This window comes from Endozoicomonas sp. ALC013, from assembly GCF_049310205.1.
Classification (GTDB): domain Bacteria; phylum Pseudomonadota; class Gammaproteobacteria; order Pseudomonadales; family Endozoicomonadaceae; genus Endozoicomonas.
On record NZ_JBLYNS010000072.1, the window covers coordinates 1 to 26,245 of the forward strand.

Here is a 26,245-nt window from a genome sequence, read left to right on the forward strand (position 1 = left end):
ATCACCTCCTCTTTGCAATAGTTTTAATGCTCTACCCCAGTCAACCTGACCGGCCGAAAGTACTTTAATCAGTGCCTGCGTTGCTGAACTTTTGCCACTTTCCAGACTTAAGGAGAGAGGTCTTCGCACTTTATCAGAAACAGGTATGTAGGTAAGTTTCAGTGGATAAGGAGATACTCTTTTCATCACTCGAAAAGAGCGTTTACTTAATTTTCCAGTATCTCCCTTGTGTATAGGGTTACTTTTATCAAAATACCAACTCCTATATGATAGATCGTTCACAGAAGATGGAATCATACCATTACCTCGTAGAGAACAAGATCTCTTAACATGAGTTTGCTAACATCCCGTTTTACTATTTTCTTAATGATGATATCTGTGCAGAACCTCTAGGAGGCTGAATTAATATTCTCATTATACGTCGGCTGCATAGTACCAATCTCACACTCTATGGGATTTTATCGGCAGTACGGTTAGACCACTCCAATTCGAAAAGATTCAAAATTTCTTATTTGACCATAATCTTTCCGGTTTTACTTCATCATCATTTTTGAAGACAGTTTTTTCCTGTTTTGGATGGTTAATTGCAGATATACACAACCATCTGGAACTAATTTCATCATGACTTGTCTTCTCTCAACGAAGTAAAACTTTACCAACTCCTGGAACTTCTCATATGCAGCCACTACAGACTATCTCCTCCAGCGCCATGCAGTGTAAAAAATGTGAATCACCGGAAACTACAGCTAAACATTCACTGGATTTTTTAACAAATCAAGAAACATCAAGAATTGATCATGCTATTGTAGAGTTCAAGAAACCAAAATACCTCCATTCATGTAACAATAATATTCTTGAGACCCTACAGAAACTACCGGATGAATTAACCAAAAAGGTAGTGGTAGTTATTGCAACTCACGCAGGCAATGGAATAATCACTTACTTTAAAAAAAGTTATAATCATCATGTTTTTATTATGGGTAAAACAGAAGATGGCTTAAGAATATTTGATCCACAGATTCCTCGCTCTACATCTATAAAATCCAGTCAGTGGGTTAATGAAGTTTACGAAGAAGTACCCATTAAACACACTCTAACTAACAGCAGTACATTAAGATCATTACCTCAATTCAGGTTTGTTGATGGATTAACATACCTTGAGAATTATGAAGAGTCATCTGAATTTGACACTTTAAATCCTGATTATGCAATATCGGAAAATAGCAGCATTCTAAAATCTCAATTATGGAAAAAATCATTTTCGCTCAATTTGTATGAAGTAACCAAACTGTTTACAGGTATTGATTCATACGAAGATGCAGTTTTAAATCATAGAGATAATGAAAGCCCTTTGAAACGTATAGAAGATCAGCATATTGCATATTTGCGAGAGTTTTTTGTAACCAATTAATGTAACTTCAGTGGCACCACGGGTGTCTGCTGGAGTTTATTGCTAGCCAATGACAAGATAGTCTTTGAAAAAGCCGTCAGTCCCTACCAGTACTATGTTTTCTTTAAACGGCTTTGTAGGTCTAAGCTTCGCTAGCACTACAATGCGTCTGGCTAACGAAGTTTAGTAATTTATTTTCAACCTTTAAGGGCAATATAGCTACTGTCAAAAACTCTGTAATTTAGACATTACGTCAAATGGCTTACAATTTCTAAAACACCCGCTATCAACATTTGAACACCAATGACTGTCAAAATCAATCCCATTAATCGCGTAACAATATCAAGCCCACCTTTTCCAATCAGTGCCATTATCCTGGAGCTGAATATAAAGCAAAAGAAAGTGATCAGGCACAAAAGAGCAAAAATGGAAATGGTCATCAAAACTCTGGTTAACTCACCAGATGCAGAATAATTCATAGCTGTTGCAATGGTTCCCGGCCCTGCAAGCAAAGGTACTGCTAAAGGTGAAACTGCAATATTTTCGAGATTACTTTTATGACTGGACTGTAAACTTGAAGCGTTACCATTCAGCATGTGGTAACCAACAAGAAAAACAAGAATACCTCCCGAAATTCTTAACGCTGGAAGTGTAATTCCGAAAACATGAAAAATACCTTTACCTAAAACGGAAAAAAGTAACACTATACCGAAAGTTATTGTGAGAGATTTTGCTGCAATTCTTAATCTCTCACTACTGTCACTGCTTCCTACCAAACCATTAAAGGCTGCTGTGTTTGCTATCGGATTCATAATTGCAAAAAATCCCAAGAAAACAGACACTGCATGTGTATAAAAATCTTTGCCCATCATTTACTCCAGCAATATTTCGGAGAAAAAGAATTGTGCTATTCAATCAGAAACACCATCAGGAATAATATAGACAAATATTGTTATGCTACTGTTGAAATTGTCGGTTATGCAGTGAGTTCACGCTAAATTCATCGGTGCAGTAGGCGTCTGCTGAAATTTTTGGTTAAGAGACTGTCACCCTCTGGTCGCAGTTCAGGACTCACAGAAACTCGTTATCATGTCATTGGTCAGGTTCGCTATGAACTTGCGCTGTTCCTGCCTTCATTAACTAAACCAATGCAATGTGTAATTCTCAGAGTTCGCAGAGAAAAGTTGACTCTAAACTCAAGTTTTAAATCAGTGAATTCAGATCATCAGGTTTTGTGAAAACACTTCTCGAACAAAACTGAAACCTGAAACAAGCTTGTGGAATAAAAGGAGAGAAAATCAAGGAGGTAGAGAAAGGTATATGGCGGTGAGGGAGGGATTCGAACCCTCGGTACGCGATTAACGTACACACACTTTCCAGGCGTGCTCCTTCAGCCACTCGGACACCTCACCATTTGCTCAAAACGCTTATCGCCCCGAACAGGTGGCGTACTTTATATCACCTTTCTCACAAAGGCAAAAAAAATATATACCTACCGACAAAAAAATTACCGAAAGCGATTCAGACCAAACATGTTGCTCCAGCTCTTCACCGGGCATATCAATTAATGGCCCCATGCTGCCATAGCCAGCATTATTCACCAGCATACCCAAATGACCTTGGCTGCCGAGAATATGCTGCACAACCTCATGCACCTGCGACTCACAGGTCACATCCAGTTCCAGCACCTTGATATTCTGCTCTGCCAGCGCCTGAGTGCTTTGCAGGTTGCGGGCGGTTGCCCAGACACGATAGCCTCTTTGCTGAAACTCCAAAGCCAGTTCCCGGACAATGCCACTGGAACATCCGGTAATCAGTACATTTTTATTGTTGGTAGGCATGGTTTTTCTCTTTCAGGCTCTGTCAATAATTTCAGCTTCACGCTAAAGCTTATCTCCAGAGAACGCAAAGCCAGAAGTTTCCTTTGTTTGATATGAGTGGAACCTGTCTGCAGATTCTCTATATATCGAGCCGCCGGGGAAGAACTTGTCCGGATCTGGCGGTAAAGACATTAGTTCTGTTAGCGTATATGAGAATTGTTTTTTAGAGCTAACCTCATAATTGGGAAGCATAAGTGAAATTAAGTACCTATGCCCGGTGGTAAAGGCATTCCACGTATTAGTCTCCCAAAAAAAATCATAACTTGTAAAAAATGCAATATGTTCTGTATGCCCTTTTGTCAACTCTGACTCCAGGCGAGGGAATGCTGGCGCAAAATGAAAATATCGACGTTGTGGTAATGCAAATTCATAAACACACGGGATGTCAACTTTCCCCAAGAATACACCGTAGCCGCTTGTTTTACTGTATTCAGTAATAATATCACTAACTGTATCACCAGCATTACACCAAGAGTAACAATCTAAAATGGTATCATTGAGTATGTACTCAGGTAGCTTATCCACCGGCTCAATATAGTGTTTATCGTCTGGACTTTCTTTATTGCCGGTAAGATAAATTACATTTTTTTCTGAAGCCGTAATTTTTTGAAAATGACTTTTCTCTCTGTCCCCAAGTGGAGCCATTAGAAGCCAGCCTCTTGCTGACTCCAAGGAAGTTAGACCATAGCCACCCCATGATGCTGATTGACTTTGCGCTTTATGAGGAGTGTTAGTTGCTTCCTGTAAACTGTGAAAAACGGATTGCCTGGTGATTGAAGTATTCACTGCTGTCTTCCCCAACATAAATCCATACGTGGAAAGACATTTAAATAGCAAGATAATTCCCTGCCCTAATTTTCAGACCAATTTTTCACAACCGCAGCAGGAGAGCCTTAAGTCCAACAGGCTACCTGCTTAATGACATCTCATGAGCTTCGGAGAAATACGCAATTTAAAAGGCGTCACTATGAGGGGGGATCTTCTGACCGGAACTGCTGTTCATAGTCTGACCAGGAATATTCGGGATGCTCCTGTTCCAGCCTCGCCAGTTCAGCTTCAAGAGATGGTAGCTCCCCTTCAGGCGAAGGCATGTCAATGCCCAGTTCTGAAAGCTTGGACTCCAGCATAGAAAAGTCCGGCGCAGTCGGGAGTTCACCTTCATCCACAACGGTACAGTCTTCAGTGGGAAGATCAGTCTGGTACAGGCTGTCAGTGGCCTGGGCAAATTCCGGACCGGGCCTTGCCTCCAGTGAAGCCAGATCAGCTGAGCCAGGGTTCTGATGATGCACAGCAGACTGTTCTGTATTGTCATGAGTCCGGTCAGCAGCGGCATCGGTTTCAGCCTGTGGATAACGTTTCACTTCGTCTGAGACCGGGTTATCCACAGCGGGCGGGGATACTGGTTCTTCCCCGACGGCTTCTGGTGTTCTCGGCTGTGCAGTGGTGTCGACGGAAGAAGAGGCCTCTGCGGTCTCAGGTGCAGACTCTGGCACAGAGGGCACGGCCTCCTGAGGGGCAGTCATGTCATCAACCGGCGCAACGGCTGGCGGTGCCTCCGCCTCAAGTGCCAATAACTCTTCTGCTTCCAGTGGCTCCAGGTCGGCTGTTTCCAGAGTTTTGGCGGGCAATTCTTTCTTGACTCTAACACCCAGAGCCAGAAACTGATCCGCCTGGGCAATCAGGTTTCCGCGACCGTGCTTCAGTGTGCCCATGGCATCGTCGTAGGTGGTGCGGGCATTTCCCAGCTGGATATCCAGCTTTTCCATCTTCTCAACAAAAACACGAAGTTTGTCGTACACCTGACGGCCTTTGTCAGCCAGCTTACGGGTGCTGGCATTTTGCCGCTCAATGGTCCACAGATTGGCAACGGTGCGGAGGGTGGCCAGCAGGGTAGTGGGTGTGACAACCACGATGCGCTTCTCAAAGGCATCATTAAACAACTTCTGGTCATACTGGAATGCCGAAATAAATGCCGGCTCTACTGGCATGAACATAAAGACAAAATCAGGGGCCTTTATTTCCGGCAGGCTCGGATAGTCTTTCTGGTTCAGGCTGTTGATATGGTTGCGGATGCTCTGGATATGGCGAACCATGGCAGTATCACGGTCAGCATCGGTCTCAGCGTTGACATACGCCATGTAGTCCACCAGCGACACCTTGGAGTCGATAATCAGATGTTTACCTTCAGGCAGGTGAACAATAAAGTCAGGCCGCTTGTTCTGGCCTTCTTCATCCCTGAAGTTGGGTTCCCGCTGGTATTCCTGCCCCTTGATCAGGCCGCTACTGTCAAGAATGGTCTCAACCTGCATTTCACCCCAGTTGCCCTGGAGTTTCTTGTCACCCTTTAGCGCCTTAGCCAGATTCTCGGCATCGTCGGTCATCTTGCGGTTGAGCTGATGCATGGTTTCCAGCTGCTGTTTCAAAGCCGCCCGGCTGGCACTGTCTTCCCGGTGAGCCTGTTCAACCTTGTTACGGAATTCACCCAGCTGCTCCCTGAACGGTGCCAGCAGTGAATGCAGCTGCTCATGGTGCTGATCAGAGAGCACTTTCCCCCTGGCTTCAAAGATTTCGTGGGCCAGGTGTTTGAACTCCTGCTTGAGGGCTTCCTTGTTTTCCTGAAGCTGCATCAGGGCTTTCTGGTTCTGCGCCTGTTGTTCTTCAAGGCGGGTTTCCAGCTCCTTTACCCGCTGCTCAGCCTGGCTCCGGCCAGAGCGCTCAGCAGCCAGTTCTTTTACCCGATCCTGAAGATCCCTGTTTTTTTCTGCTTCACGCTTGCGCTCTGAAATCAGCATGGCCTCCAGCCGCCCGACCTTCACCTGATGCTGATGGGCCAGCTCGTTAAGACGTGACGTCTCCTGATGCAGAAGGGCTTTGCCAGCGTCCAGCTGTTCCTGCATGACCACGCTCTGTTCCGTCAGCTCGTCCTGCAGATCGGCTTTCTGGTCTGTCAGCTGGGCAATCTGCAGATGCTGGGCATCCACCTCCCGTTCCATTTGCAATCGAAGGCTGTGCTGGGTCTGTCGGCAGACGAACCACGCCATTGCAAACGACAGCAGTGAAGCTAGAGCAACTACGACGAGGGCAGTAAGCGTCATGAAACAATCTCTCTGGAATTACACTGAATGACTTTTTGACAGGTTCATCGAGATAAAAGTTCAGGTCAATAGCAAAAAATCTTGCTAAAGACCTGACTTGCAGCATTTATAGCTGAAAAAATGGCTGTAACAGCCGTGGAACCAGACCTTTGAAGCGCAGAGGGCCGTCCGTTGCAATAAGGCAGATACAGCCTTCGTGGGTATCAGCAACCGGCTGATGGGTGATATCCGGGTCAACATCCGCCACATCGCCCACAGAGAAGCGACCCAGTTCATCGCTGTAGGAGCCCTTAAGGACCAGGGTGAGTTCAGAGCCACTGTGGCCGTGGGACGGCATAAAGGTGCCCGGGGAAATTTTCAGCAGTCGCAATTTGCCCTGAGAAGCTGGCAGAACAAACTGCTTCATGCCCGGAGCCATGGTACGCCAGTGGAGATCACTGAACCATTGGCCAATCATTGGGCGCAGAGGAGCCGGAATATCGCCGTCAGGTTGATCGTCTGGTGTTGTCCGGGTCTCAAAATATGCCTCGTCGACCGGTTCGTCCAACATGGCCAGCATCGAATCCCGGGAGCTTTTGGATATGGATTCCAACGGTTCCTGCTCCATCAGCCCAAGGCCGATCAGCTCAGCGTCTGCAACCTTGTCATGACAGTGGTCACAAACCGCCAGATGACAGGCAACGACCATGGACAGTGCGTCCGGCAGGCTGCAGGCACCATAGCTGAGCAGGGTGCTGTCATCGGGGTGGTGATTGCAGTTCATGACCCACCTCCAATGCGAACCCGTAATTTATCAAATGCGAGCCTGAGACCAGACTTGACACTGCCAATGGGCATGTCCATATCTTCGGCGATTTCTCGATGGGATTTTCCTTCGTAATACACTTTATAAACCAATTGAGCCTGTTGCTGAGGCAGGGCACCCAGGGCATCTTTTAATCGCCCTGAATCACATGCCGCCATGCTGGGTGTGTAACCTGCCTCGGGATAACTGTTCAGCGGGGAGAGCATGTCAGGCTTCTCTTTACGAAGCCGATCAATCCATAGATTTCTCGCGATACGAAAAATCCATGTGGACGCTGTTGCTTTTGCCGGATCATAGCTGGAAGTCTTGCGCCATACCGATAACAGGGTTTCCTGAACCAGCTCTTCAGCCAGTTCTTCATTAGCTCCTTTTCTGACCAGAAAGCTTTTCAGCCGCGGGGCGAAGTAGTCATAAATCTGCATAAACAGCTGTTTATCACGACTTTTCGCCAGATCGACAAGAACGTGCCTGAAGTCCTGCTTTTGCGCTACCTGATCAGGTTTGAATTCCATAGAGGTTTCAACAAGCCGAAGATGTGCCATAATTCTTTAAATTTCTTATACATAAGTGGTTGTACGTAAAAAGTGCCAACAAGGATCTTTCACGATGGATACAGCCACTGTCCTGCATAATACCTCTATTAAACGTCCTGCGTAGCATTTCCTCAACAGAAAATAGCGGTTCTCCCTACCTCATCTGAGAGGTAGAGAGAGGTTGATTGGACAGCCAAATTCTCTCAAATCCAGGAGGCTGCCCGAGAAGAATGACAACGGCTCCTGCCCCCATGCATCAGACGTACTATAGCAACTGCGGGAGACGCGGTTTTTTAGCCTCAGGTTTATTACGCTCCACCCAGTCAATCAAACTATTCTGGCTATTTACCTCTGGTAAGTTTGTGACTGTCTTCACCCACAAGATACCCACCTGTTTTACAAATACCTCGTCGGTCAATGCCCGTGAAGAAACGCCATGTATGCTCTCTGTATGAAGGGCCAGCGGATTTATTCCGCTGGTGCCCAAAGACTCTGAATCTGATACGACGTCAGAATCCAGCGCACCACCATCAGGCACCACACTATCAGTGACATCTGGCACCTCAAAATAACGCCGCGCTCCGTCCTGCTGCAACATATTCAGCACGGCTTCCGACTGCCTCCTCAAATCAATCCCGAAGGGGATACCAAAACCGGCTTCTGCGGATGTCGCTTCTTCAGCGCTCGCACCCAGAGCTTTGAGCACTGGTGCGACCAGGGTAAAACCAATATTTTCCAGGTTGCTATGGCTATCCCCTCCTGAACCATGGGCGAAACTGACTGTATTTTGTCTGTCCAGATTTTCATTTAAAGACCAGCGTGCCTCATAAAAGGGATTCCCTTGCTTTAAGCCCTCAGGCATCCGGAGATTTGCCCCCAGAGGGCTGTAGTATCGTGCACGAGGGCTACGCAGGTAAATTTGACGATGGCCCTCAGGCAAGATGCTATCAAGTCTTACCTGAAAGCTGGCACCGTTAAAATCGCTCTGGTCAGGAGCAAAGGCGTACACCTGCACCAGCTTGATCTTTGTCGGGCAGTAATTGCCGCAATTATAAGCTTCCATCATTCTTTCCTGGACATCGAAAGGCAGAGATTCAAAAGGAATATCTGTACTGGTGACAAGGGATTTGATCTTCTCAGATGAAGGCTTGATGCCCACACCGGCGGTAGAGTAACTGTTATGAGATATGATCGTGTTGGTGAAGTTCAACGCATCGGCAAATGACGCCAGGCTATCGCCATTGGCACGAACAGGTCTGGTCATCACAGGCCCTGCATGCAGAAGAGTACCTTGCCTGACCGGAGGATGCGCAACTGGTGGCTGGAGGACGTTTTGGCTGCCCGGCACTGCCTGTGATCCAGCAAATTGGCCTAACAGTGTGGACATATTGGCTGATGCCGCTGCAAACCCCGCATTTGAAACGGTTCCCTTCTTGCCAAATTCATCCATCTCTTTTTTAAACGCAGCGACCCCTTTTTGCAGCAAAACCTCCGGTTGAGGCTCAGCTGGAGTCACCTGCCCCTGGCCCCCACCTGATTCAATGAGACTTAACTGTTTATTCAAATGGCTAAGTCTGGATGACAAACCTGACCGTGAAGGTCTGAGTGTTTCATCAGTGAGCCCGCCAATCATATGTGTTGCTTGTTCCAGATTACTTCTCGCCGTGGTAATAAGTTCATCTTTAGCAGAAGAATTCGGGTTGCTGGTTAAAGCTTGAATTGGTGCTTCTGCAACATCCAGCACTTTACGGATCTTAACTACTTCGGGGTGATCCTGATTACTACTTACAGTCTGAGCGCTGGCAGCAGTGGGTTGACTGCTGCTTGCCCCTCCTCCCTGAAGCTTGTCCAGTCTGCGGAGCAAAGACGAACACATACTTTGCAATCGTTCACGTTCATCACGAAGATCCCTCCCATTCAACTCTTGAATTATTTTTTCACTGATCTGATGCAGATTCGCCTGAACTTCATCCATGTGAGTTTGATTAAGAGGAATTCCATTAACGGCTTCACGATTTTTTTCTTGACCGCTTAACCGGCCTTCAGCCTCGCTAATTAATTTCTCAATGTGCACAATCACCTTCTCAGCATCCCCCCGGGCAGAAGATTGCATTTTTGCAGCGGCTGCCGTTGCAGCGGCTGCCGTTGCAGCGGCTGCCGACGCAGCAGCGGAGTCTTCAAGTTTACTCAACCTCTCCCTCAAATTACTCAGCCTGGCAAAACAATCATCCGTACCCTCTTTCAGAGAGAGTGACTCAACAGCCAGCAATGCTGCTTTGGCCTGTTCAACGTGATGCGACTTAGGACTACTGCTAGCGTCAAATTCCATCACTGTTATGAGATTTTCAGCTTTCTCAAGCTGAGCGATTAAATGATTTTGTTGGACGTTTTTCTGAATTTCAGAAAAACTTTGTTTAAGAATACTGGACTCCTTAATCAATTGATTTCGCTGATCTCCAGAAGGCATCTTTATGACAATTGCATCAAGTGAGTCACATTTGGCAGAAAAAGAACTAACTTCCTCTGGTAATTGTTGATACTGAAAACCCTCAAGATCGCTTTTCAAGCCTGCCAGGATTTCGGTAGCAGTAACCACTGAAGACCACTGGCGGATACTGATATTTAAGTCGCTCAATCGCTCCTTGAGTTCTTCTTTATGGTGCCCGGACTCTGGAGAACTGAGCTTGCTAATCTGATCATCCAACGCTTTAACTTTCCGTTCCAGCGCCTTTATTTCAGTTCTATTGTCTGATTTTGGCTCATTCTGTGCCAACGACTGTTCCAGCCCATCTATCTGGCCATGGAACTCAATGACCCTGGCACCCTCTTGCATGGCTAACTGTTGTTGCTGGAGGCCAGCAAGATTGGCTTTAGCCTGATTGTATTGTTCCTGTAGATTCAACGGCAAGTTAAGACCAAGTCGCGCTATGTTCGTTTGCACCGAACTTAATTGGTACTGGAAAGGTTGACTGTGAAAATCCTGCGTTACTCCCTGCTGTAAAAAAACAATTTGAGTGTTCAACGCCGCTAACTCCTTTTCAGCTTGAACTGCATCGTAGTTCGGTGGCGCTGTGGGTGTCATTGTCGGAGCATTCCCCGAAGGTAACAATGGTTTCCCCTCCATGGTGAACGCCGGATTTTCAGCAGGTGGCAAGCCTGGCTCATTTACCCCTTGACTCTCTTGCCCAAGGCTACCAATAGCAGAGCGAGCGGCATCCAGTTTCTGTTGACATTTGTTCATTTCACCAGCAAAGAACTTCATGTTAACAAAATGGGACTTGTAGATTTTTCCATCCACTCTTACTTCTGTGCCATACAAAAGATCACATAAACCTTTCGCGACCTCCAGATTATCGCCACTTCCCCCCTGATCAATCGCTTTCTCGCTTTCTTCTTTTACTTTTAGGAAAACATTCATTATGATGCTGGTCTTACGATCCGTTAATTGTGCACGGTGATTAGAGTCTACGGGCAACCCATAGGCCTTAAGGTCTTTAATAAGATTATCTTTTTTCCAGAGTGTTTTATGATCCTGTGCAGCCTGAGCACAAGTATCCACTGCGAGCTGCCTGATTCCCCCTTGCGTCATTTCCTTGAAAAAAGTACTTAAAACATACTTATCGACAATTCTGCCATTAAAAACTACAGTTGTCGTATTTGCCCCACCGCCCTCGTTAAGGCCTGGTGTTTTATTGAAACCTGATACCTCTGGAGGCTGTGTCGGAAATGCCGGACTCCGGGTAGGAAATTGTGGTGTACTCATGAGAAATGCTCCTGGTTGAAAGTTTTCTGACGAGTTTGATTCTTCGGTCAAAGAAAAGTTCAATTATTTACTTAGATAGCTTTTTCATTTTAATTTTTTTTCATAGCAGGTCTTTTGATTGAATAGGCAGATGATCTTTTATTACAAACTCACACATTCATTCAATTGAAACCTGAAAGCCAAAAACCACAATTACTTTTAGCTTTACACAATTAAGTTTTGAACCTGGTACGAAAGGCTTTTTTACATCATTCAGGCTGACACCTTTCGTCAATCCCGGGGTTTCCAGTGCCTCTTCACTACGCGCCTCCATCTCATCTGCTGATATCTTCGTTCGGGCATCTTTCGGGCGAATTTCCCGGACAGATTGACGCAGCTCATCCACATTTCCGTTGATTAACCCGGATATTTCATAAACTGCCCTGAATCTCGCGCACGACCACATGGATGTCGGAGTCAGGGCGACGCAGGATGCCAAAACGAGGACTTTGTCGCTCCAGGAGATTTTGTCAGGGAGCGCGGGGAGTACGGTCCACTGAGCATAACTCACATAAAGCGGCAAAGAACAAGCGAGAGCGGGAGCACGTTGATGAAATATCCGTGTTAAGTTATCCGCCATACTCAGAACATCAGTAATGGCCTGGGGCACGATAGCCTTTGGCGGGAAATATGCTTCTTGAGAGTTCTATACCAAGGCTCTTCAGCCCGGCCCAGTCCAAAGTTTTAATCCAATGTGCGTTTTTTGTCATGCTCCACTTGCCTGGTTGCACTCATGCGCCTCTTTTTACAGTGGCTGAAACATTATTGATTGATTTTCCATATAAATGGGTGAACCATTACGACACTCTGTTCGTAAATTTTTTGCATGGTACCTTACTGCTCTGATGAAAGGTTTTTGTAGATAAGAATTACTTATTGGCACTCAAACCTTTTTATAGCGAATAAAATCAACAGGGAGTCTCATTTGTGTCCACAAAAGGAATGAACATAGCTGTCGTCGGTTCCGGTATTAGCGGACTCTCCTGCGCCTGGCTACTTTCCAAACAACATAACGTTACCTTATTTGAAAAGGATGATCGCTTCGGCGGCCACAGCCATACTGTGTCTGTGGGCGATGAGAAGCCCATTCCCGTCGATACTGGCTTTATTGTTTTTAATGAGAAAACCTATCCTAACCTGATCGCTTTTTTCAAACACCTGAAGGTGCCTTTTGTCCCCACGGATATGTCGTTTGCCGTTTCTCTGAACAACGGCTCTACTGAATACGCTGGTACTGATTTTTCCGGACTATTTGCCCAGAAGAGCAACCTGTTCCGTCCGGGCTTCTGGCTAATGCTGGCTGACATCCTGCGTTTTTATCGCAACAGCGAAAAATGGATGGGCAGCCTTGAGCATGAACAAGGCATAGATGCCTCCCTGACCCTTGGCCAGCTATTGCATCGTGAGCGCTTCAGTCAACGGTTTATTCATGATCACCTGATTCCCATGGGCGCTGCTATCTGGTCAACACCGGCGGACAAAATGCTGGACTACCCTGCTTTGGCTTTTCTGCGCTTCTGCTCAAACCATGGTCTCTTGCAACTGTCGGATCGCCCTCAGTGGCAAACCGTGAAAGGAGGCAGTCGGGAGTACGTTCAGCGGATTATTGATGAGCTGGGTACATCGGCGCTCACCAATCGCTGTATCCGCAAAATAAAACGGTTCCCTGACCGGGTTCAATTGACCGATTTCCAGGGTAAAGACTGGCATTTTGACCATGTGGTTATGGCCTGCCATGCTGACACCACGCTCAGCCTGCTTTCTGAGCCAGACGAGTTTGAACAGCATTTGCTGGGCGCTTTTATGTTTCAACGGAACAAGGCTCTGCTGCACAGCGATGAACGACTGATGCCTGACAACAAAAAGGCCTGGGCCAGCTGGAACTATCTGGGTTCCCATACATCAGACCCTGGCAGTGAACAGGGGCCAGCGGTTACCTACTGGATGAATAAGCTGCAGCATCTCGACGGTCCGCCACTGTTTGTCACGCTGAATCCCCAGCAGGAGCCGGCCACCGATCTGATTCATGGTTGCTACCTGTATGACCACCCCGTGTTTGATCGCGCCGCGATCGAAGCCCAGGAGAAAATCTGGAAGCTCCAGGGCAGAAACCGTACCTGGTATTGCGGTGCATGGATGGGCTATGGCTTCCATGAAGATGGACTACAGTCCGGCCTGGCTGTCGCAGAGAGCCTTGGAGGCATTCGCCGCCCCTGGCAGGTCAAAGGGGAAAATGACCGGCTCCATCGTCCGGATCTGTTTGGCCGCAGCTTTTTTGACCCGGGTGTTGACAGCACGCAACTTGAATCCTCTGAGCCTCGGCAGCAGGAATCTTGAGAATGGAGTCTTCCTCAGGTTCTTCTATTTATGTTGGCGAGCTGATGCACCACCGGTTCAAACCGAAGAAGCATCGGTTTTCTTATCAGGTGGCTTCCTGGTTGCTGGATCTGGATACCATTGAGGCGCTGGATCAGCAGCTCTCCCTGTTTTCCCTTAACCGGTTTAATGTTGTGTCTTTTTACCCCCGTGATCATGGTGATGGTTCAGAGACACCGTTGCGGGAACAGATCAACCGGTTGCTTCACGACTATAATATTGAGACACCGGATAACGTCAGCTTACTTTGTTATCCTCGGATGTTTGGCTACACCTTCAACCCTTTGGCGGTGTACTTTTGCTATCGGGATCAACAGCTGACCGCCATCGTCTATGAAGTCAGCAATACCTTTGGCGAAAGGCACTCCTATGTGGCGGCCGTCGAGTCTGGAGAGCAGCCTGAAGAGCAGTCGAACGATCAACGACTGATAGAGCATAGCAGGCAGATTGTTCAACCAACCCTTCAACAACAGGCCGATAAAGCACTGCATGTTTCCCCTTTCTTTCCCATGGACTGCTATTACCATTTCCGGATACAGCCCCCCAAAGAGAAGGTTACTCTCGCCATTAACCTGAACGATGCCAGCGGCAAACTGTTCACTGCCGTGTTCAAAGGGCTGCGCAAAACCATCACCGATCGTTTTATCGTAAAACAAACCATGTTGCTGCCACTGCAAACCGTGAAAGTTATGGCGGCCATCCATTGGGAAGCCTTGCGGCTCTGGCTAAAGGGCATATCGATTTACTCACACACGCCGAGACATTTCTTTTTCAGCCATACCCGTGCAGAAACGCCAAAAGCAAAAGAAAAAAATTTTGCGCCCTACGCCGCGATGAACGGTGAGAAAGCAAAATATTTTTCACAAAACAATACAGCGAACAGGGGGAAGAAACCATGAACTCAACCAGCTCCACGGAGATCACCAGCAAACCCTGGTTCCCTGCGCTGAGAAATGTACTCTCCTGGCTGGAAAAACGATTGGTCAAGGCGGGGGTGAGCAGAATTGAGCTGCGCATTGATGGCAACGAAAGTGTGATGGTGGGGCAGTTCCGGTCAGGTACACCCATCCCCTGTCTGCATATCCATAATCCGGTGGGGTTAATCCAGCAAGGCAGCCAGGGGTTACTGGGCTGGTCAGAGTCGTTTATTAATGGCGACTGGAGCTCTCCGGACCTGAAAGCGCTGACCGACTGGGCCATGGCCAATGAAGACAATCTGCAGGAGGTGATGACTGCCAACTGGTTCAGCAATCTGTTTAACCGGGGGTTGCACAAAATACGCCGTAACAGTCGCTCCGGCAGCCGTCGCAATATTGCCGCGCATTATGACCTGGGCAACGACTTTTACCAGCTATGGCTTGACCCGACCATGACCTATTCAAGCGCCCTCTATTTTGATGAGCATGAGGACCTGGAAACCGCACAGGGCAATAAGTACAACTCCATTATCGACTGGCTTGAGCTTCGTCCGGGGCATTCCGTGCTTGAGATAGGCTGTGGCTGGGGCGGCTTTGCCCGGGCGCTGAATCAGCGGCACCAGGGCGCATACAAAGGGATAACACTGTCGCAGGAACAGCTGGCCTATGCGCAACAGATGTCGGACAACCAGTCCCATCAGTTCAGTCTTACGGATTACCGGGATATCCATGAGCAGTATGATCGTATCGTTTCCATCGAAATGATTGAGGCCGTGGGTGAAGAGCACTGGCCGGTCTATTTTGAAAAACTGTACCGCAGCCTGAAACCCGGAGGTTCCGCCGTTATCCAGGCCATTCTGATTGACGACGCCCGTTTCGAGGAGTATCGCCGCGGTGTTGACTTTATTCAGCGCTACATCTTCCCTGGCGGTATGTTGCCCTGTGACAGGGTGATGCAAGAGCAGGCCAAAAAGGCCGGTTTGGCCATAACCAATACCCTCTCTTTCGGTCTCGACTATGCAAGAACGCTGGATGAATGGAAACGGCTTTTTCTTTCGGCCTGGCCTGCCATTGAACAGCTCGGATTTGATCAGCGCTTTAAACGCCTGTGGCAATTTTACCTGGATTACTGCACGACCGGTTTCCAATTCAGGAGTATTGATGTTTGCCTCTACAAACTCACCAAACCTGTGTCAGGGGAGGCCGCATCATGCGAGTCGCGTTAACAACAATAAAAGATTGGACGTCGGGACGGGCCTGGCTCCTGACCCTACTGTTTATGCTGACGGGGTGCTCAGCCATGAATATTGAAGATTATGCAGCTAGTGAACCAAGTCTGAAAATTGAACACTACTTTGCCGGGGAAACCGTTGCCTGGGGCATGTTTCAGGACCGGTTCGGCAATGTTCAACAGCGGTTCAAGGTGTTGATGACCGGAGACGTCAAAGACGGTGTACTGACTCTGGATGAACGCTTCATCTATTCCGATGGTAACGAGTCAACCCGTATCTGGAAGGTCAACATTATGGGTGACGGACAGTACCTGGGCACCGCCGGAGATATCGTTGGCCAGGCCATTGGCCGCAGTGCCGGCAATGCCTTTAACTTCAAATACCAGATGCGTCTGCCCATCCGTGGCCGGGAGTGGGTGGTGACCTTTGATGACTGGATGTTCCTGCAAGAAGATGGCGTACTACTGAATGTCGCCACCATGAGCAAATGGGGGATCAAGCTGGGCACTTTAACGGTCGCCTTTGAAAAACCCGGGCCAGAAGAAGAACCATAAAGGCAGCAGATATGAACTCTACTCAGGATACAACGCCTTCTAATGCTCCGGTGGTCTGGATCACCGGAGCCAGCCAGGGCATTGGCGAAGCCGTTGCCATTGCCCTGGCCCGGGAAGGAGTGACCGTAGCGGCCAGTGCCCGAAATGAAGAACGGCTGGCAGCACTGGCCAGGCAATCAGATGAACTGCCGGGCAGGATCGTTCCCTATCCGCTGGATGTGACGGATCAAACAGCCGTGAATGAGACGGTCAACAAAATCATTGCCAATCATGGTGCCGTTGGCCAGGCGATTTTAAATGCCGGCACCTATATTGCTTCGCCCGCAGCGGAGTTTACCAGCAATGTGGTGCGCCAACAGATGGAACTGAATCTGATGGGTGTCTGTCACTGCCTTGAGCCACTGATCGCTGCCATGAAAAAACAGGGTAAAGGGGTGATTGCCATTAATGCGTCGCTGGCAGGCTATCGTGGCCTGCCCAAAGCAGCGGGTTATGGTGCCAGCAAGGCGGCGTTAATCAATATGGCGGAATCCCTGAACTCAGAGCTCTGGCAAGAGGGTATTGATATCAAAGTGATCAACCCGGGTTTTGTCAAAACACCATTGACCAGCAAGAACCGGTTCCCCATGCCTTTTCTGATGGAGGTGGATAAAGCGGCGGAGGTCATCGTCAAAGGGATGAAGGGGCGGCAGTTCGAGATTCGCTTCCCGCGCATGTTTGCCGCCATCATGGCGCTTCTGCGTCACCTGCCCTACTCGATGTATTTCTGGTTGGTCCGTAAGACCGGATAAGCGTCAATTCACTCAATCGCTGGACAGCCTGTGGCAAACCCCATAGACTCCGCCGGTGTTGGTTGGGGTGTTCTGCCAGTGATGGCAGAACTGAGATACACCCATTGAACCTGAACCAGATAATGCTGGCGTAGGAAACCGACGGGCCTGAGAGCTGCTAAACCCCTGATGTACTCACCATCGTGCAAGCCAGTTAATCAATGCAGTTTATTGCCCCGACAGGAACTGCAACACCCCGCCCGTTGTTCCCGCCAGTCCTAATGATATGGAGTTTCTCTTGTGGAGCGGCGCGAGCTTATGTCTTCTACACCCATCGCATTGACCATTGCCGGTTCTGACAGTGGCGGTGGTGCCGGCATTCAGGCAGACCTGAAAACCTTCTCAGCCCTTGGTGCCTACGGCTGCAGTGTGATCACTGCGCTGACCGCACAGAACACGGTGGGTGTTCAGGGTATTTTTGATGTCTCACCCGCCTTTGTCCGGGAGCAGCTGGACTCGGTCTTTTCCGACCTGAACATTTCTGCCGCCAAGGTGGGCATGCTGAGCCAGCCTGAAGTGATTGATGCGGTTGCCCGCGCGGTCAGTGATTACCAGCCGAAATACCTGGTGGTTGACCCGGTGATGGTGGCCACCAGCGGTGATGTTCTGCTTCAGGAAGCCGCCATCGATAACCTGCGTCGCAAACTGATTCCCAAAGCAACCCTGATTACCCCCAACCTGCCGGAAGCAGCGGTTCTGCTGAACTGCCCCCGACCTGAGTCACTGGCAGCCATGGTCGCCATGATTGACCCGTTGATGGCCCTGGGAGCCAGTGCAGTCTTGCTCAAAGGCGGCCACCTTACCTCAGACCAGGGCAATAAGAAGGCCGTTGATCTGTTCCATGACGGTAACACCCTGCACCAACTTGAGTCTCCCTGGGTGGCAACCCGTAACACCCACGGGACAGGCTGTACATTGTCGTCTGCTGTCACTGCCTTGCTGGCCAGGGATTACCCTTTGATCGATGCCGTGCGCTCTGCCAAGGAGTACATTGCCGATGCCATTGGCCATGCCGACCATCTGAACATCGGTTCCGGCCATGGCCCGGTCCATCACTTTTACCGAACCTGGTCATAGAGAATACCGCAACGCATGTTTGATGTGATTATCCGCCAGGCCAGCCTGAGATTTGGCAACCACTGTGTTTTTACCGACCTCAACCTGACCCTTAAAGGCGGCCAGTGGACTTGCCTTCTGGGTGGCAGCGGGGTGGGCAAAACCAGTCTGTTGCGTCTGATTGCCGGTCTGCCTGCGGGCGAGACAACGGGGGAAGTGGTCTGTCAGGACGGCTTTTCGGTTCATCACCGAATCGCCTGGATGGCGCAGCAGGACCTGCTGCTGCCCTGGTTTTCGGTACTGGACAATATCACCCTGGGGCAGCGCCTGCGCCGCAATCTGACCGATGTGTTCACCCGTCGTCCGCTCTTGTCAGCCGAGGTTCGGGACCAGGCCATGTCCATTCTGGAAAAGGTAGGCCTGAGCGCAAAAGCCAACGTTCTGCCCCAGCATCTGTCCGGCGGTCAGCGCCAGCGGGTAGCACTGGCCAGGACCCTGATGGAAAACCGGCCACTGGTATTAATGGATGAACCTTTCGGCGCACTGGATGCCATCACCCGGCTCAATTTACAAGACCTGGCCTGTGAGCTGTTACAGAACCGTACGGTGCTGTTAATCACCCACGATCCCCTGGAAGCCCTGCGCCTTGGCCATGAGGTTTATCACCTGAGGGGGCACCCGGCCCGACTGACGGATGCCATTACGCCACCGGGCAAGACACCCCGCTCACTGGATGATAATGACCTGCTGGCCTTACAGGGCAAACTGCTGGATCGTTTACGTCATGAGTCGTTTGATGAACAGGCTGGAGTGCCATAAAGAATGAAAGACTCCGTCAAACCCTTTGTCGTTCTTATTGGCCTGCTGGTGCTCTGGCATACCCTGGTGATGGCCTTTGAGATGCCATCCTACATCCTTCCCGGTCCGTTAGCGGTGGCCAACAGCATGGTAGACAATGCCAGCCTGCTGTGGGAACACACGCTGGTTACCCTCAGTGAAATGCTGCTGGGTCTGTTACTTGGTGTTCTGCTGGGTATTATTCTGGCGCTGGTGCTGGTCTATTTTACCGCATTAAGACCCTGGCTCTTACCGCCATTGTTGATTACCCAGGCCATTCCGGTCTTTGCGCTCGCACCGATATTGATGCTCTGGTTTGGTTACGGCCTGACGTCGAAAGTGGTGATGACCATTCTGGTGATCTTTTTCCCCGTGGCCACCTGTTGTTATGACGGACTGCGCCATACCCATCAGGGCTGGCTGGATATGGCCCAGACCATGGGCGGCAACCGGCTGGCCATTCTGCGTCATATTCGCTGGCCTGCGGCACTGCCAGCCCTGGCTTCCGGGCTGCGGGTAGCCGTTGTGGTGGCACCCATTGGTGCCGTTGTCGGGGAGTGGGTTGGCTCCAGCGCAGGCCTTGGCTACCTGATGCTTCAGGCCAATGCACGACTCTGGACTGACCAGATGTTTGCTGCGCTCACCGTGCTGGCCTTCTGTTCCGTGACCCTTTACTACACCACCGACCGTGTTTTACGCAGACTCATTCCGTGGCAACCGGAGACTTCTCAGGAATAAGAAATGAATAAAATGATGCAACATACTTTTTTATGGGCAATGGCATGGCTGCTGTCCGTCAGCCTGCAGGCCAGCGCCAGCCAGGTATCCAGCACCACACCGCCCAGGGAGCTGAAAGAGCTGACCCTGATGCTGGAATGGTTTGTCAACCCGGATCACGGCCCCATCATCATTGCCCGGCAGAATGGCTACTTTGCAGACCAGGGGCTTACGGTGACTATTCAGGAACCGGCAGACCCCAACCTTCCTCCCAAACTGGTGGCGGCAGAAAAGGTGGACCTTGCCGTTTACTATCAGCCCAGCATGATTCACGGGGTAGCCAACGGCCTTCCCCTTGCCTGGGCCGGAACCCTGGTGGCCACTCCCCTGGACGGCCTGCTGGTTCTGGATGATGGCCCGATCAAATCCCTGAAGGATATGAAAGGTAAAACCATCGGTTTGAATATTGGCGGCATAGAGAATGCCATTCTGGACACGCTGTTTGCACCCTACGGGTTTGGTGCCGGGGATGTAAAACTGGTCAATGTGGGCTGGAACCTCTCCTCTTCCCTGATGAGTGGCCGGGTGGATGCCATCATGGGCGCGTATCGTAACTTTGAACTGAATCAGCTGGCGATTGAAGGGCGTAAGGGCCGTATGTTCTATTACGAGGAAAACAATATCCCGCCTTACGATGAACTGATTTTTATCGCCAACAGCAAGCAGCACGATAAAGACGCTATTCGTCGTTTTCTCAGGGCGATTGAACTGGGCACTCAATATATTGTGAATAACCCGGAAAAATCCTGGGAGATCTTCAGGGATTACAACCCGGAGAAACTGGATAATGAACTGAACCACCGCGCCTGGTTTGACACCATTCCCCGTTTTGATCTGCGACCTGCCGCCAGGGATGCGGGCCGTTATCAGGCATTTGCTGACTATCTGCAAGCGACTGGAGAGCTGAAAACCCCGGTAAACACTAAGGACTACATGCTGGATTTTTAATCCGGAATGGACGTCACCGGCTATCGTCAAGACCTGCTTTTTGCGATAGCCACCTCATTTTTAAATTCCTCCCTGAGCGTGCCGACAGAAAGCGAATGGACTGAAATCTCTATTGTTTAACTCCGGAAAAAGGATATAAGCCCCATGGACAGGTATAAAAAACCAGTACTCAGATTCATTGTCATGGCCGGGCTTGCAACCGCCCTGGCTTCCCCGGTGACGGCTGAAGAAGTCATGGTCCGAGACAATATGCTCTCTGTGAGTGAAAATTATGATTCTGTCGGCATCGATAACGCTGGCTCAATCAACATAAATGGCAATATGAATGTCAACGGCCCTTTTACCAATAGAGCGGGTGGCTCAGTTAATGTCGCTATGGGGCTGAATATTTCCGGAAGTACATTGACCGCCACCAATGAGGGAACACTGACTGCTGGCAGTTACTGGAGTGATGGGCACTTTATCAACAACACAGGGGCGGTCGCATCCCTTGGGGTGATAAACAGCAGTGGTAATGTAACGAATAAAGGTACGTTATCGTTTGAACAGGGATCCGTCGTTGCTGACTTTAATGGCTCCGGAGGAACCACGTATATCACCATAACAAAACTTGATCCTTTTCCAGAAGATCATAATTGGAATAAGCCCCTGCTTAAGGCCACTGGAAGAATCCGACTTGATTCTGACTCAAAGATCGTTCTCAACGTAGCCGAGGGTGCGATGCCCGATAGCGTGAAAAGGGTTGCTATTGCCCTGAGTGGTGAATACCTGAAGTTTAATCACGATTCGACGGGCTCAGAGCTTGATCGTGCGGGCCGCCATCTTATCACTTCTGGCAATGACTTCCTGGTGGTAGAACATGTCGAGATGGATATCTTTGGCATCAGCGCAGACCTCAGAGTGAAAAGGAAAAAATAGGTTAGGGATAAACTCTGTGTTCAAAATCAACACGGTGTTAGCAAATTTAACGGCGGAGCCTGATTGTCCACAAATCCGGTCCGCCTGTTTTTAATAATGGTTTCAGCCGGACTTGCGGTAACGCTGATTGGCTGAGGTATTTTCTATTTCATTACCGGGCATACGGAAAGGGTTATCTCTCTGAACGGCAACAGGAGCCGCACGCTGGCCATGCCTCGCCAGGTCCCTCAGGCTAAATTGACTTTTAAAGCGCGCTAACGGCAATGGGAACGACTCTTCCTTGCGAAGAAATTCAATGGCTGCCAACGCCTCATCCTTAGTCACCTGCAGGCCTTTCCCCACATCCCCCCTCAGATAACATTCCACTTTCAACCGCGCTTCCTCGGCGGCATGGGCGCTGGCTAACTCATCTTTGAAATGCTCTATCGCCAGCATGGACTCATTATTTTGATCTGGCACCCGGTTGAATTCTTGAATAACGTCATCCGGGGTCACTTTTCTGTTGTCGTGTGGAATTTTCTGCAAGCACAGTTTTTGCAGGAAGAGGCCACCCCTGAGCGACGTTTTATCGTTGCCATAGGCTGCAAGCACATCTGAAGAAGTGATTTGTCGTCCCTGTAATGGTTTTTTTTCCCAAAAGGCATCTTCAATACATTTGCCTTCACTCAAGGGGGTGGCTGTATCTCCATGAGGCGGACGGTTTGAGATGCCTTTACCACTGAATGTACCGGTAGAATGGCCAGAAATCCCGCTTGAACCGGCTTCTGGATCAACCCGGCCAGCAGTGTTTGGATGGGAGAAAAATGATGGTGATGCAGTGGGTGATGGTTTCAAAATAAAGCCCAGTCTGGATTATAAACACGACCATTTGACCCCAAAACAATTATTTGGTTCATCCCATTTATGCCCGGGTCGTGAGTTGGCTACCATGGGAGCTGAGCCTGTCTCTACATCACGATTTTTAAAACTCTCCCTGTGTGTGTCGACAGTAAAACGTGAGAGCAGAAATTTCTACTGTTTAAACCGGGATGAAGGAAATAAGACACATGGATAAATATAAAAAGCCGTTTATCAGATTAGTTCTTACGGCCGGGCTTTCAACTGCGTTGGCTTCCCCGGTAATGGCTGAAGAGGTCATGGTTCGGGGCAATATGCTTTCTGTGAGCGAAAATTATGATTCTGCCGGTATCGATAACGCTGGCTCAATCAACATAAACGGTAATATGAATGTCAACGGCCCTTTTACCAATAGAGCGGGTGGCTCCGTTAATGTTGCTATGGGGCTGAATATTTCCGGAAGTATATTTACGGCCATCAATGAGGGAACACTGACCGCTGGCAGTTACTGGAGTGATGGGCACTTTGTCAATAGTATGGGGGCGGTCGCTTCCCTTGGGGTCATCACCAGCAGCGGTAATGTAAGGAATAAAGGTACGTTATCGTTTGAACAGGGATCCGTTGTGGCTGACTTTAATGGCTCCGGAGGAACCACGTATATCACCATAACAAAACTTGATCCTTTTCCAGAAGATCATAATTGGAATAAGCCCCTGCTTAAGGCCACTGGAAAAATCCGACTGGATTCTGATTCAAAAATTGTTATCAACGTATCCGAGGATGTGCTGCCCCGTTCCATGGAGGATGTTGTTATTGCCCTGAGCGGTGAATACCTGGAGTTTGATCACACGTCGGCAGGCGATGTACTTGATCGTGCACGCCGTATTATCACTTCTGGCAATGACTTCATGGTGGTAGAACAGGTCGATGTAAATATTTATGGCATCAGCGCAGACCTCAGAGTGAAAAGGAAAAAATAGGTAAGGGATAAACGCTACCCATGGGGGAGGTATTCCTTTCAAAAACCTTCTTACCAGGATGGAAAACCAGATTTCAATCTGCTTCAACCAGTCGGCCGTCCCTATCCACTACCCAGGTACTGAAATCACGGGCCATGCCTGTATTACCCGAATAGTACGTTTCAGCTTCTGCCTTTAACGCATGGATACTGTTGGCTCCAGCCTCAGCAGAACGCTGATAGCGGCCACTGAAGTGGGTAAGAATCAAATTGGGAACACCGCTGGCCTCTGCTGCTTCAGCAACCATTCGGGCTGAGCTGTGCATCCAGACTGGTCCGGCTTTTTGCAGGGCGGCTTCGGTGAGTGTGGCTTCGTGAACCAATAGATGACTGCCTTGCAGTGCATCAATAAGCAATTCCGGCTTATCGTTATCACCCGCAATAATGGCAACCCGGCTGGCGGGTGGTGGTTGCAGAACCTGTTCAGGGAGTATCGTCCGGCCATCTTCAAGAGTAATGGCCTGCCCTTTTTGCAAACGCCCCCATAGCTCTCCCCTGGGAACGCCCAGTGTCGTCAGTTGCTGAATGTTCAGTTGGGTACTGAGTGTTTTTTCCGCAAAACGATAGGCAAAACTTGGCACACGATGGGAGAGCTGGTGAGCCGTGACAGCAACCCGGGTATCCTGATAGTGAAAAGCCGACTGGTCGCTGCGAATAAACTCAATAGCGAATGGCAGTTCCAGAACATCGGCATAGTGTAATGCCGCCTCCACAAACTGCCGAACGCCGTCAGGCGCGCAGATGGTCAGGGGGGCCTGCCGACCCTGCATGCTGGCAGAGGTAATCAGCCCGGGCAGGCCATACATGTGATCGCCGTGAACATGAGTAATAAAGATGGTTTTAAGATTTTTGAGGGTATAGCGACAGCGAAGCAGCTGATGTTGCGTACCTTCACCGCAGTCCACAAGATACCATTGCCTGGCATCATCGATGGCCAGTGCCAGTGCCGTGACATTTCTTTCGGTGGTGGGCATGCCGGCCGAAGTTCCCAGAAAAGTCAGTTTCATGAACACCTGCTTTAATCACAATGCAACTTGTATTGTACCAGAGGAATACTTCGAACTTATGAAATTTCTTGCCAATTTAGTTGTCTAGTTGATATCGATCACGTTAATTATTGTTTATTTGGGCTTTCTTCATGATTTATCCCGGATATATTTATTTAGCTCCAACACCGACCTTCGTAGGTTATGGCAACGTTGAGTTACCACGGATTGCAGGTGAACCTGCCCGCTTTTGCACACATCATTGCACAGAGGTGGTACCCATGAGGGCAATGGCTGCCAGTGCGGGTGCCCGGATTGAAGGTGATGCTTGCTGTTTTGAGAGAGGTTATCGTTCTGTTCGGCCTGTTTATTCCGAGGGGTATTTTGGCGAGGGCTTCACAGGTCAGCAATATTATGATTTTAGCGAACATGATGAACCATCGTTCAACATAATGGGTAATCAGACGTTCGAACGATATGAAATGCCAATAGTAGAAACTGACTTTCCCGGAAATAACAGTGAGCAAAGAACCCCTCCGACTGCTAACGATATGGACTGCTATAACCCTCCGGAATCTGCAACAGCGGATTCTTGTACCCGGGAGCAGGAGTACTATCAACGTTTAGCGGAGTTAAAAGAATATAAGGGGCTGATTGAGGAATCGAAAAAATTCTTACCTAAAAATGCCCTTGATGAGTATATTCGGGATTTTTTGTCGGGAAACAGGAAAGAGCTGGAACTGTCCAGACTCTTTAGACAACATCCAACGCCACGGCCACTGTGTGGAATATATAGCTCAACATCTGATCACATCATCAGCATGAAGGCTCATCGCATAACGGATAAACAAAAAAAGGAACTCAGGACAATCCTGGAAAGCCAGAAACCCTCTGATTTTGGCATTAAATCCCGTAAATGGACCATGAGGAATGTCACAAACCTGATCAATAAACTATTTCAGTTAGATTTCGAGCAGGGTAGTGCGAAAAACCTTTTGTGCGAAATGAAAATATCGCTTAAGTCAATCAATGACAGTCACAAACTGACTCCGGGGAGATGATGTGGGGACAGTACTTCTCACTCCCTATTGCGGCTGCAGATTTGAGGCGCTGGTGATGATAAGTGGTATCACCGGTGCCGGTAGAGCTGAGTTATACAGCGACCCTATCCGAAATATCGCCTTGCCTGAACAGTTGAAATAAAAAGCAACGAGCGCAACAAGCCCTGCCAGACTTGGCCTGTGCGGGTCTTTTGGTCGCAATAATACAGTCATTTGTCCGTTTCCAGGGTGGTGTATTGTATTTAGGACTGGCATAAAGGCAGCTTGAGCCTTGAATCATAACAACGAATGTTGCGCTCGTTGCGGTTTTAATCAAGAGTAACCGCCCGTGGCATTCATTGAATTGAGTGTCACCCCCTGTCTATATCTGGTCTTTAATTGCAGGCATACTGA

The 26,245-nt window shown here is 48.9% G+C and carries 24 protein-coding genes, 1 tRNA gene and 1 riboswitch; of the genes, 13 read left to right on the forward strand and 12 right to left on the reverse strand.

The window, feature by feature from the left end:
• A partial coding sequence (locus ACO6V1_RS14025) for a hypothetical protein (RefSeq protein ID WP_422467258.1) occupies positions 1 to 297 on the reverse strand: 297 nt, incomplete at its 3' end.
• A 379-nt stretch (positions 298 to 676) separates the two neighbouring features.
• Between ACO6V1_RS14025 and ACO6V1_RS14030 the strand changes: the two genes are divergently transcribed.
• The gene (locus ACO6V1_RS14030) at positions 677 to 1,411 is read left to right on the forward strand and encodes a hypothetical protein (RefSeq protein ID WP_422447247.1); all 735 of its coding nucleotides are present in this window, start codon (positions 677 to 679) and stop codon (positions 1,409 to 1,411) included.
• A gap of 227 nt (positions 1,412 to 1,638) precedes the next feature.
• On the opposite strand, the gene ACO6V1_RS14035 is transcribed toward ACO6V1_RS14030, so the two are convergent.
• The 9 genes from ACO6V1_RS14035 to ACO6V1_RS14075 all read right to left on the reverse strand — a co-directional run bounded on the left by ACO6V1_RS14035 (position 1,639) and on the right by ACO6V1_RS14075 (position 11,851).
• The gene (locus tag ACO6V1_RS14035) at positions 1,639 to 2,262 is read right to left on the reverse strand and encodes a MarC family protein (protein WP_422460508.1); all 624 of its coding nucleotides are present in this window, start codon (positions 2,260 to 2,262) and stop codon (positions 1,639 to 1,641) included.
• A gap of 449 nt (positions 2,263 to 2,711) precedes the next feature.
• Positions 2,712 to 2,802, reverse strand: a tRNA-Ser gene (locus ACO6V1_RS14040).
• A 15-nt stretch (positions 2,803 to 2,817) separates the two neighbouring features.
• Positions 2,818 to 3,231: an SDR family NAD(P)-dependent oxidoreductase gene (locus ACO6V1_RS14045; RefSeq protein WP_422447251.1), complete on the reverse strand. Its 414-nt coding sequence runs from the start codon at positions 3,229 to 3,231 to the stop codon at positions 2,818 to 2,820.
• 42 nt (positions 3,232 to 3,273) lie between these two features.
• Positions 3,274 to 4,056 carry a hypothetical protein gene (locus ACO6V1_RS14050; RefSeq protein ID WP_422447253.1) on the reverse strand — a complete coding sequence of 261 codons (783 nt, stop codon included), beginning with the start codon at positions 4,054 to 4,056 and terminating at the stop codon, positions 3,274 to 3,276.
• Positions 4,057 to 4,235: 179 nt separating this feature from the next.
• Positions 4,236 to 6,365, reverse strand: a complete 2,130-nt coding sequence (gene rmuC, locus ACO6V1_RS14055) for a DNA recombination protein RmuC (protein ID WP_422467260.1) — start codon at positions 6,363 to 6,365, stop codon at positions 4,236 to 4,238.
• Between the two features lie 106 nt (positions 6,366 to 6,471).
• The gene (locus ACO6V1_RS14060; RefSeq protein WP_422447257.1) at positions 6,472 to 7,128 is read right to left on the reverse strand and encodes a ChrR family anti-sigma-E factor; all 657 of its coding nucleotides are present in this window, start codon (positions 7,126 to 7,128) and stop codon (positions 6,472 to 6,474) included.
• On the reverse strand, positions 7,125 to 7,712 hold the full coding sequence (locus ACO6V1_RS14065; protein ID WP_101746960.1) for a sigma-70 family RNA polymerase sigma factor: 588 nt from the start codon (positions 7,710 to 7,712) through the stop codon (positions 7,125 to 7,127). The genes ACO6V1_RS14060 and ACO6V1_RS14065 overlap by 4 nt, the downstream gene beginning before the upstream one ends.
• A 256-nt stretch (positions 7,713 to 7,968) precedes the next feature.
• Positions 7,969 to 11,517 carry a hypothetical protein gene (locus ACO6V1_RS14070; protein WP_422467262.1) on the reverse strand — a complete coding sequence of 1,183 codons (3,549 nt, stop codon included), beginning with the start codon at positions 11,515 to 11,517 and terminating at the stop codon, positions 7,969 to 7,971.
• A gap of 106 nt (positions 11,518 to 11,623) precedes the next feature.
• Positions 11,624 to 11,851 (reverse strand): hypothetical protein, encoded by a 228-nt coding sequence (locus ACO6V1_RS14075; protein WP_422467264.1) that lies wholly within the window; start codon positions 11,849 to 11,851, stop codon positions 11,624 to 11,626.
• Positions 11,852 to 12,432: 581 nt separating this feature from the next.
• On the opposite strand from ACO6V1_RS14075, the gene ACO6V1_RS14080 reads away from it, so the two are divergent.
• The 10 genes from ACO6V1_RS14080 to ACO6V1_RS14125 all read left to right on the forward strand — a co-directional run bounded on the left by ACO6V1_RS14080 (position 12,433) and on the right by ACO6V1_RS14125 (position 21,950).
• Complete coding sequence (locus ACO6V1_RS14080; protein WP_422467266.1) at positions 12,433 to 13,842, forward strand: NAD(P)/FAD-dependent oxidoreductase; 1,410 nt, start codon at positions 12,433 to 12,435, stop codon at positions 13,840 to 13,842.
• Between the two features lie 2 nt (positions 13,843 to 13,844).
• Positions 13,845 to 14,780, forward strand: a complete 936-nt coding sequence (locus ACO6V1_RS14085; protein WP_422467268.1) for a DUF1365 domain-containing protein — start codon at positions 13,845 to 13,847, stop codon at positions 14,778 to 14,780.
• Entirely contained in the window at positions 14,777 to 16,024 is a 1,248-nt protein-coding gene (locus tag ACO6V1_RS14090) for a class I SAM-dependent methyltransferase (protein WP_422467269.1), read from the forward strand. Before ACO6V1_RS14085 ends, ACO6V1_RS14090 begins: the two co-directional genes overlap by 4 nt.
• Complete coding sequence (locus ACO6V1_RS14095) at positions 16,009 to 16,584, forward strand: DUF3833 domain-containing protein (protein WP_269676019.1); 576 nt, start codon at positions 16,009 to 16,011, stop codon at positions 16,582 to 16,584. The genes ACO6V1_RS14090 and ACO6V1_RS14095 overlap by 16 nt, the downstream gene beginning before the upstream one ends.
• A gap of 11 nt (positions 16,585 to 16,595) precedes the next feature.
• On the forward strand, positions 16,596 to 17,375 hold the full coding sequence (locus tag ACO6V1_RS14100) for an SDR family NAD(P)-dependent oxidoreductase (RefSeq protein WP_422447271.1): 780 nt from the start codon (positions 16,596 to 16,598) through the stop codon (positions 17,373 to 17,375).
• Between the two features lie 53 nt (positions 17,376 to 17,428).
• A riboswitch (TPP riboswitch) is annotated at positions 17,429 to 17,529 on the forward strand.
• 143 nt (positions 17,530 to 17,672) lie between these two features.
• Positions 17,673 to 18,491, forward strand: coding sequence for a bifunctional hydroxymethylpyrimidine kinase/phosphomethylpyrimidine kinase (thiD, locus tag ACO6V1_RS14105; protein ID WP_422447273.1), 819 nt, complete (start codon positions 17,673 to 17,675; stop codon positions 18,489 to 18,491).
• A 15-nt stretch (positions 18,492 to 18,506) separates the two neighbouring features.
• Complete coding sequence (locus ACO6V1_RS14110) at positions 18,507 to 19,289, forward strand: ABC transporter ATP-binding protein (RefSeq protein ID WP_422447275.1); 783 nt, start codon at positions 18,507 to 18,509, stop codon at positions 19,287 to 19,289.
• Between the two features lie 3 nt (positions 19,290 to 19,292).
• The gene (locus ACO6V1_RS14115) at positions 19,293 to 20,045 is read left to right on the forward strand and encodes an ABC transporter permease (protein ID WP_422467271.1); all 753 of its coding nucleotides are present in this window, start codon (positions 19,293 to 19,295) and stop codon (positions 20,043 to 20,045) included.
• Between the two features lie 3 nt (positions 20,046 to 20,048).
• Positions 20,049 to 21,032 (forward strand): ABC transporter substrate-binding protein, encoded by a 984-nt coding sequence (locus tag ACO6V1_RS14120; RefSeq protein WP_422467273.1) that lies wholly within the window; start codon positions 20,049 to 20,051, stop codon positions 21,030 to 21,032.
• Positions 21,033 to 21,176: 144 nt separating this feature from the next.
• Positions 21,177 to 21,950 carry a hypothetical protein gene (locus ACO6V1_RS14125; RefSeq protein ID WP_422460494.1) on the forward strand — a complete coding sequence of 258 codons (774 nt, stop codon included), beginning with the start codon at positions 21,177 to 21,179 and terminating at the stop codon, positions 21,948 to 21,950.
• A gap of 102 nt (positions 21,951 to 22,052) precedes the next feature.
• On the opposite strand, the gene ACO6V1_RS14130 is transcribed toward ACO6V1_RS14125, so the two are convergent.
• Positions 22,053 to 22,784 carry a hypothetical protein gene (locus ACO6V1_RS14130; RefSeq protein ID WP_422467275.1) on the reverse strand — a complete coding sequence of 244 codons (732 nt, stop codon included), beginning with the start codon at positions 22,782 to 22,784 and terminating at the stop codon, positions 22,053 to 22,055.
• Positions 22,785 to 22,996: 212 nt separating this feature from the next.
• Here ACO6V1_RS14130 and ACO6V1_RS14135 point away from each other — a divergent pair, with 212 nt between their 5' ends.
• Positions 22,997 to 23,767 carry a hypothetical protein gene (locus tag ACO6V1_RS14135; RefSeq protein ID WP_422447287.1) on the forward strand — a complete coding sequence of 257 codons (771 nt, stop codon included), beginning with the start codon at positions 22,997 to 22,999 and terminating at the stop codon, positions 23,765 to 23,767.
• A 73-nt stretch (positions 23,768 to 23,840) separates the two neighbouring features.
• Here ACO6V1_RS14135 and ACO6V1_RS14140 read toward each other — a convergent pair whose 3' ends face one another.
• On the reverse strand, positions 23,841 to 24,812 hold the full coding sequence (locus tag ACO6V1_RS14140) for a ribonuclease Z (RefSeq protein ID WP_422460492.1): 972 nt from the start codon (positions 24,810 to 24,812) through the stop codon (positions 23,841 to 23,843).
• A gap of 260 nt (positions 24,813 to 25,072) precedes the next feature.
• Between ACO6V1_RS14140 and ACO6V1_RS14145 the strand changes: the two genes are divergently transcribed.
• On the forward strand, positions 25,073 to 25,852 hold the full coding sequence (locus ACO6V1_RS14145) for a hypothetical protein (protein ID WP_422460490.1): 780 nt from the start codon (positions 25,073 to 25,075) through the stop codon (positions 25,850 to 25,852).
• Positions 25,853 to 26,245 lie beyond the last annotated feature (393 nt).

Excerpts from the sequence above, each read along its gene's own strand:
- ACO6V1_RS14145 (WP_422460490.1), top strand. The coding sequence starts at position 25,073 with ATGAGGGCAATGGCTGCCAGTGCGGGTGCCCGGATTGAAGGTGATGCT.
- ACO6V1_RS14090 (WP_422467269.1), top strand. The coding sequence starts at position 14,777 with ATGAACTCAACCAGCTCCACGGAGATCACCAGCAAACCCTGGTTCCCT.
- ACO6V1_RS14115 (WP_422467271.1), top strand. The coding sequence starts at position 19,293 with ATGAAAGACTCCGTCAAACCCTTTGTCGTTCTTATTGGCCTGCTGGTG.
- ACO6V1_RS14140 (WP_422460492.1), bottom strand. The coding sequence starts at position 24,812 with ATGAAACTGACTTTTCTGGGAACTTCGGCCGGCATGCCCACCACCGAA.
- ACO6V1_RS14065 (WP_101746960.1), bottom strand. The coding sequence starts at position 7,712 with ATGGCACATCTTCGGCTTGTTGAAACCTCTATGGAATTCAAACCTGAT.
- ACO6V1_RS14060 (WP_422447257.1), bottom strand. The coding sequence starts at position 7,128 with ATGAACTGCAATCACCACCCCGATGACAGCACCCTGCTCAGCTATGGT.
- ACO6V1_RS14100 (WP_422447271.1), top strand. The coding sequence starts at position 16,596 with ATGAACTCTACTCAGGATACAACGCCTTCTAATGCTCCGGTGGTCTGG.
- ACO6V1_RS14120 (WP_422467273.1), top strand. The coding sequence starts at position 20,049 with ATGAATAAAATGATGCAACATACTTTTTTATGGGCAATGGCATGGCTG.
- ACO6V1_RS14125 (WP_422460494.1), top strand. The coding sequence starts at position 21,177 with ATGGACAGGTATAAAAAACCAGTACTCAGATTCATTGTCATGGCCGGG.
- thiD (WP_422447273.1), top strand. The coding sequence starts at position 17,673 with ATGTCTTCTACACCCATCGCATTGACCATTGCCGGTTCTGACAGTGGC.
- ACO6V1_RS14095 (WP_269676019.1), top strand. The coding sequence starts at position 16,009 with ATGCGAGTCGCGTTAACAACAATAAAAGATTGGACGTCGGGACGGGCC.
- rmuC (WP_422467260.1), bottom strand. The coding sequence starts at position 6,365 with ATGACGCTTACTGCCCTCGTCGTAGTTGCTCTAGCTTCACTGCTGTCG.
- ACO6V1_RS14085 (WP_422467268.1), top strand. The coding sequence starts at position 13,845 with ATGGAGTCTTCCTCAGGTTCTTCTATTTATGTTGGCGAGCTGATGCAC.
- ACO6V1_RS14030 (WP_422447247.1), top strand. The coding sequence starts at position 677 with ATGCAGCCACTACAGACTATCTCCTCCAGCGCCATGCAGTGTAAAAAA.
- ACO6V1_RS14110 (WP_422447275.1), top strand. The coding sequence starts at position 18,507 with ATGTTTGATGTGATTATCCGCCAGGCCAGCCTGAGATTTGGCAACCAC.
- ACO6V1_RS14045 (WP_422447251.1), bottom strand. The coding sequence starts at position 3,231 with ATGCCTACCAACAATAAAAATGTACTGATTACCGGATGTTCCAGTGGC.
- ACO6V1_RS14035 (WP_422460508.1), bottom strand. The coding sequence starts at position 2,262 with ATGATGGGCAAAGATTTTTATACACATGCAGTGTCTGTTTTCTTGGGA.
- ACO6V1_RS14135 (WP_422447287.1), top strand. The coding sequence starts at position 22,997 with ATGGATAAATATAAAAAGCCGTTTATCAGATTAGTTCTTACGGCCGGG.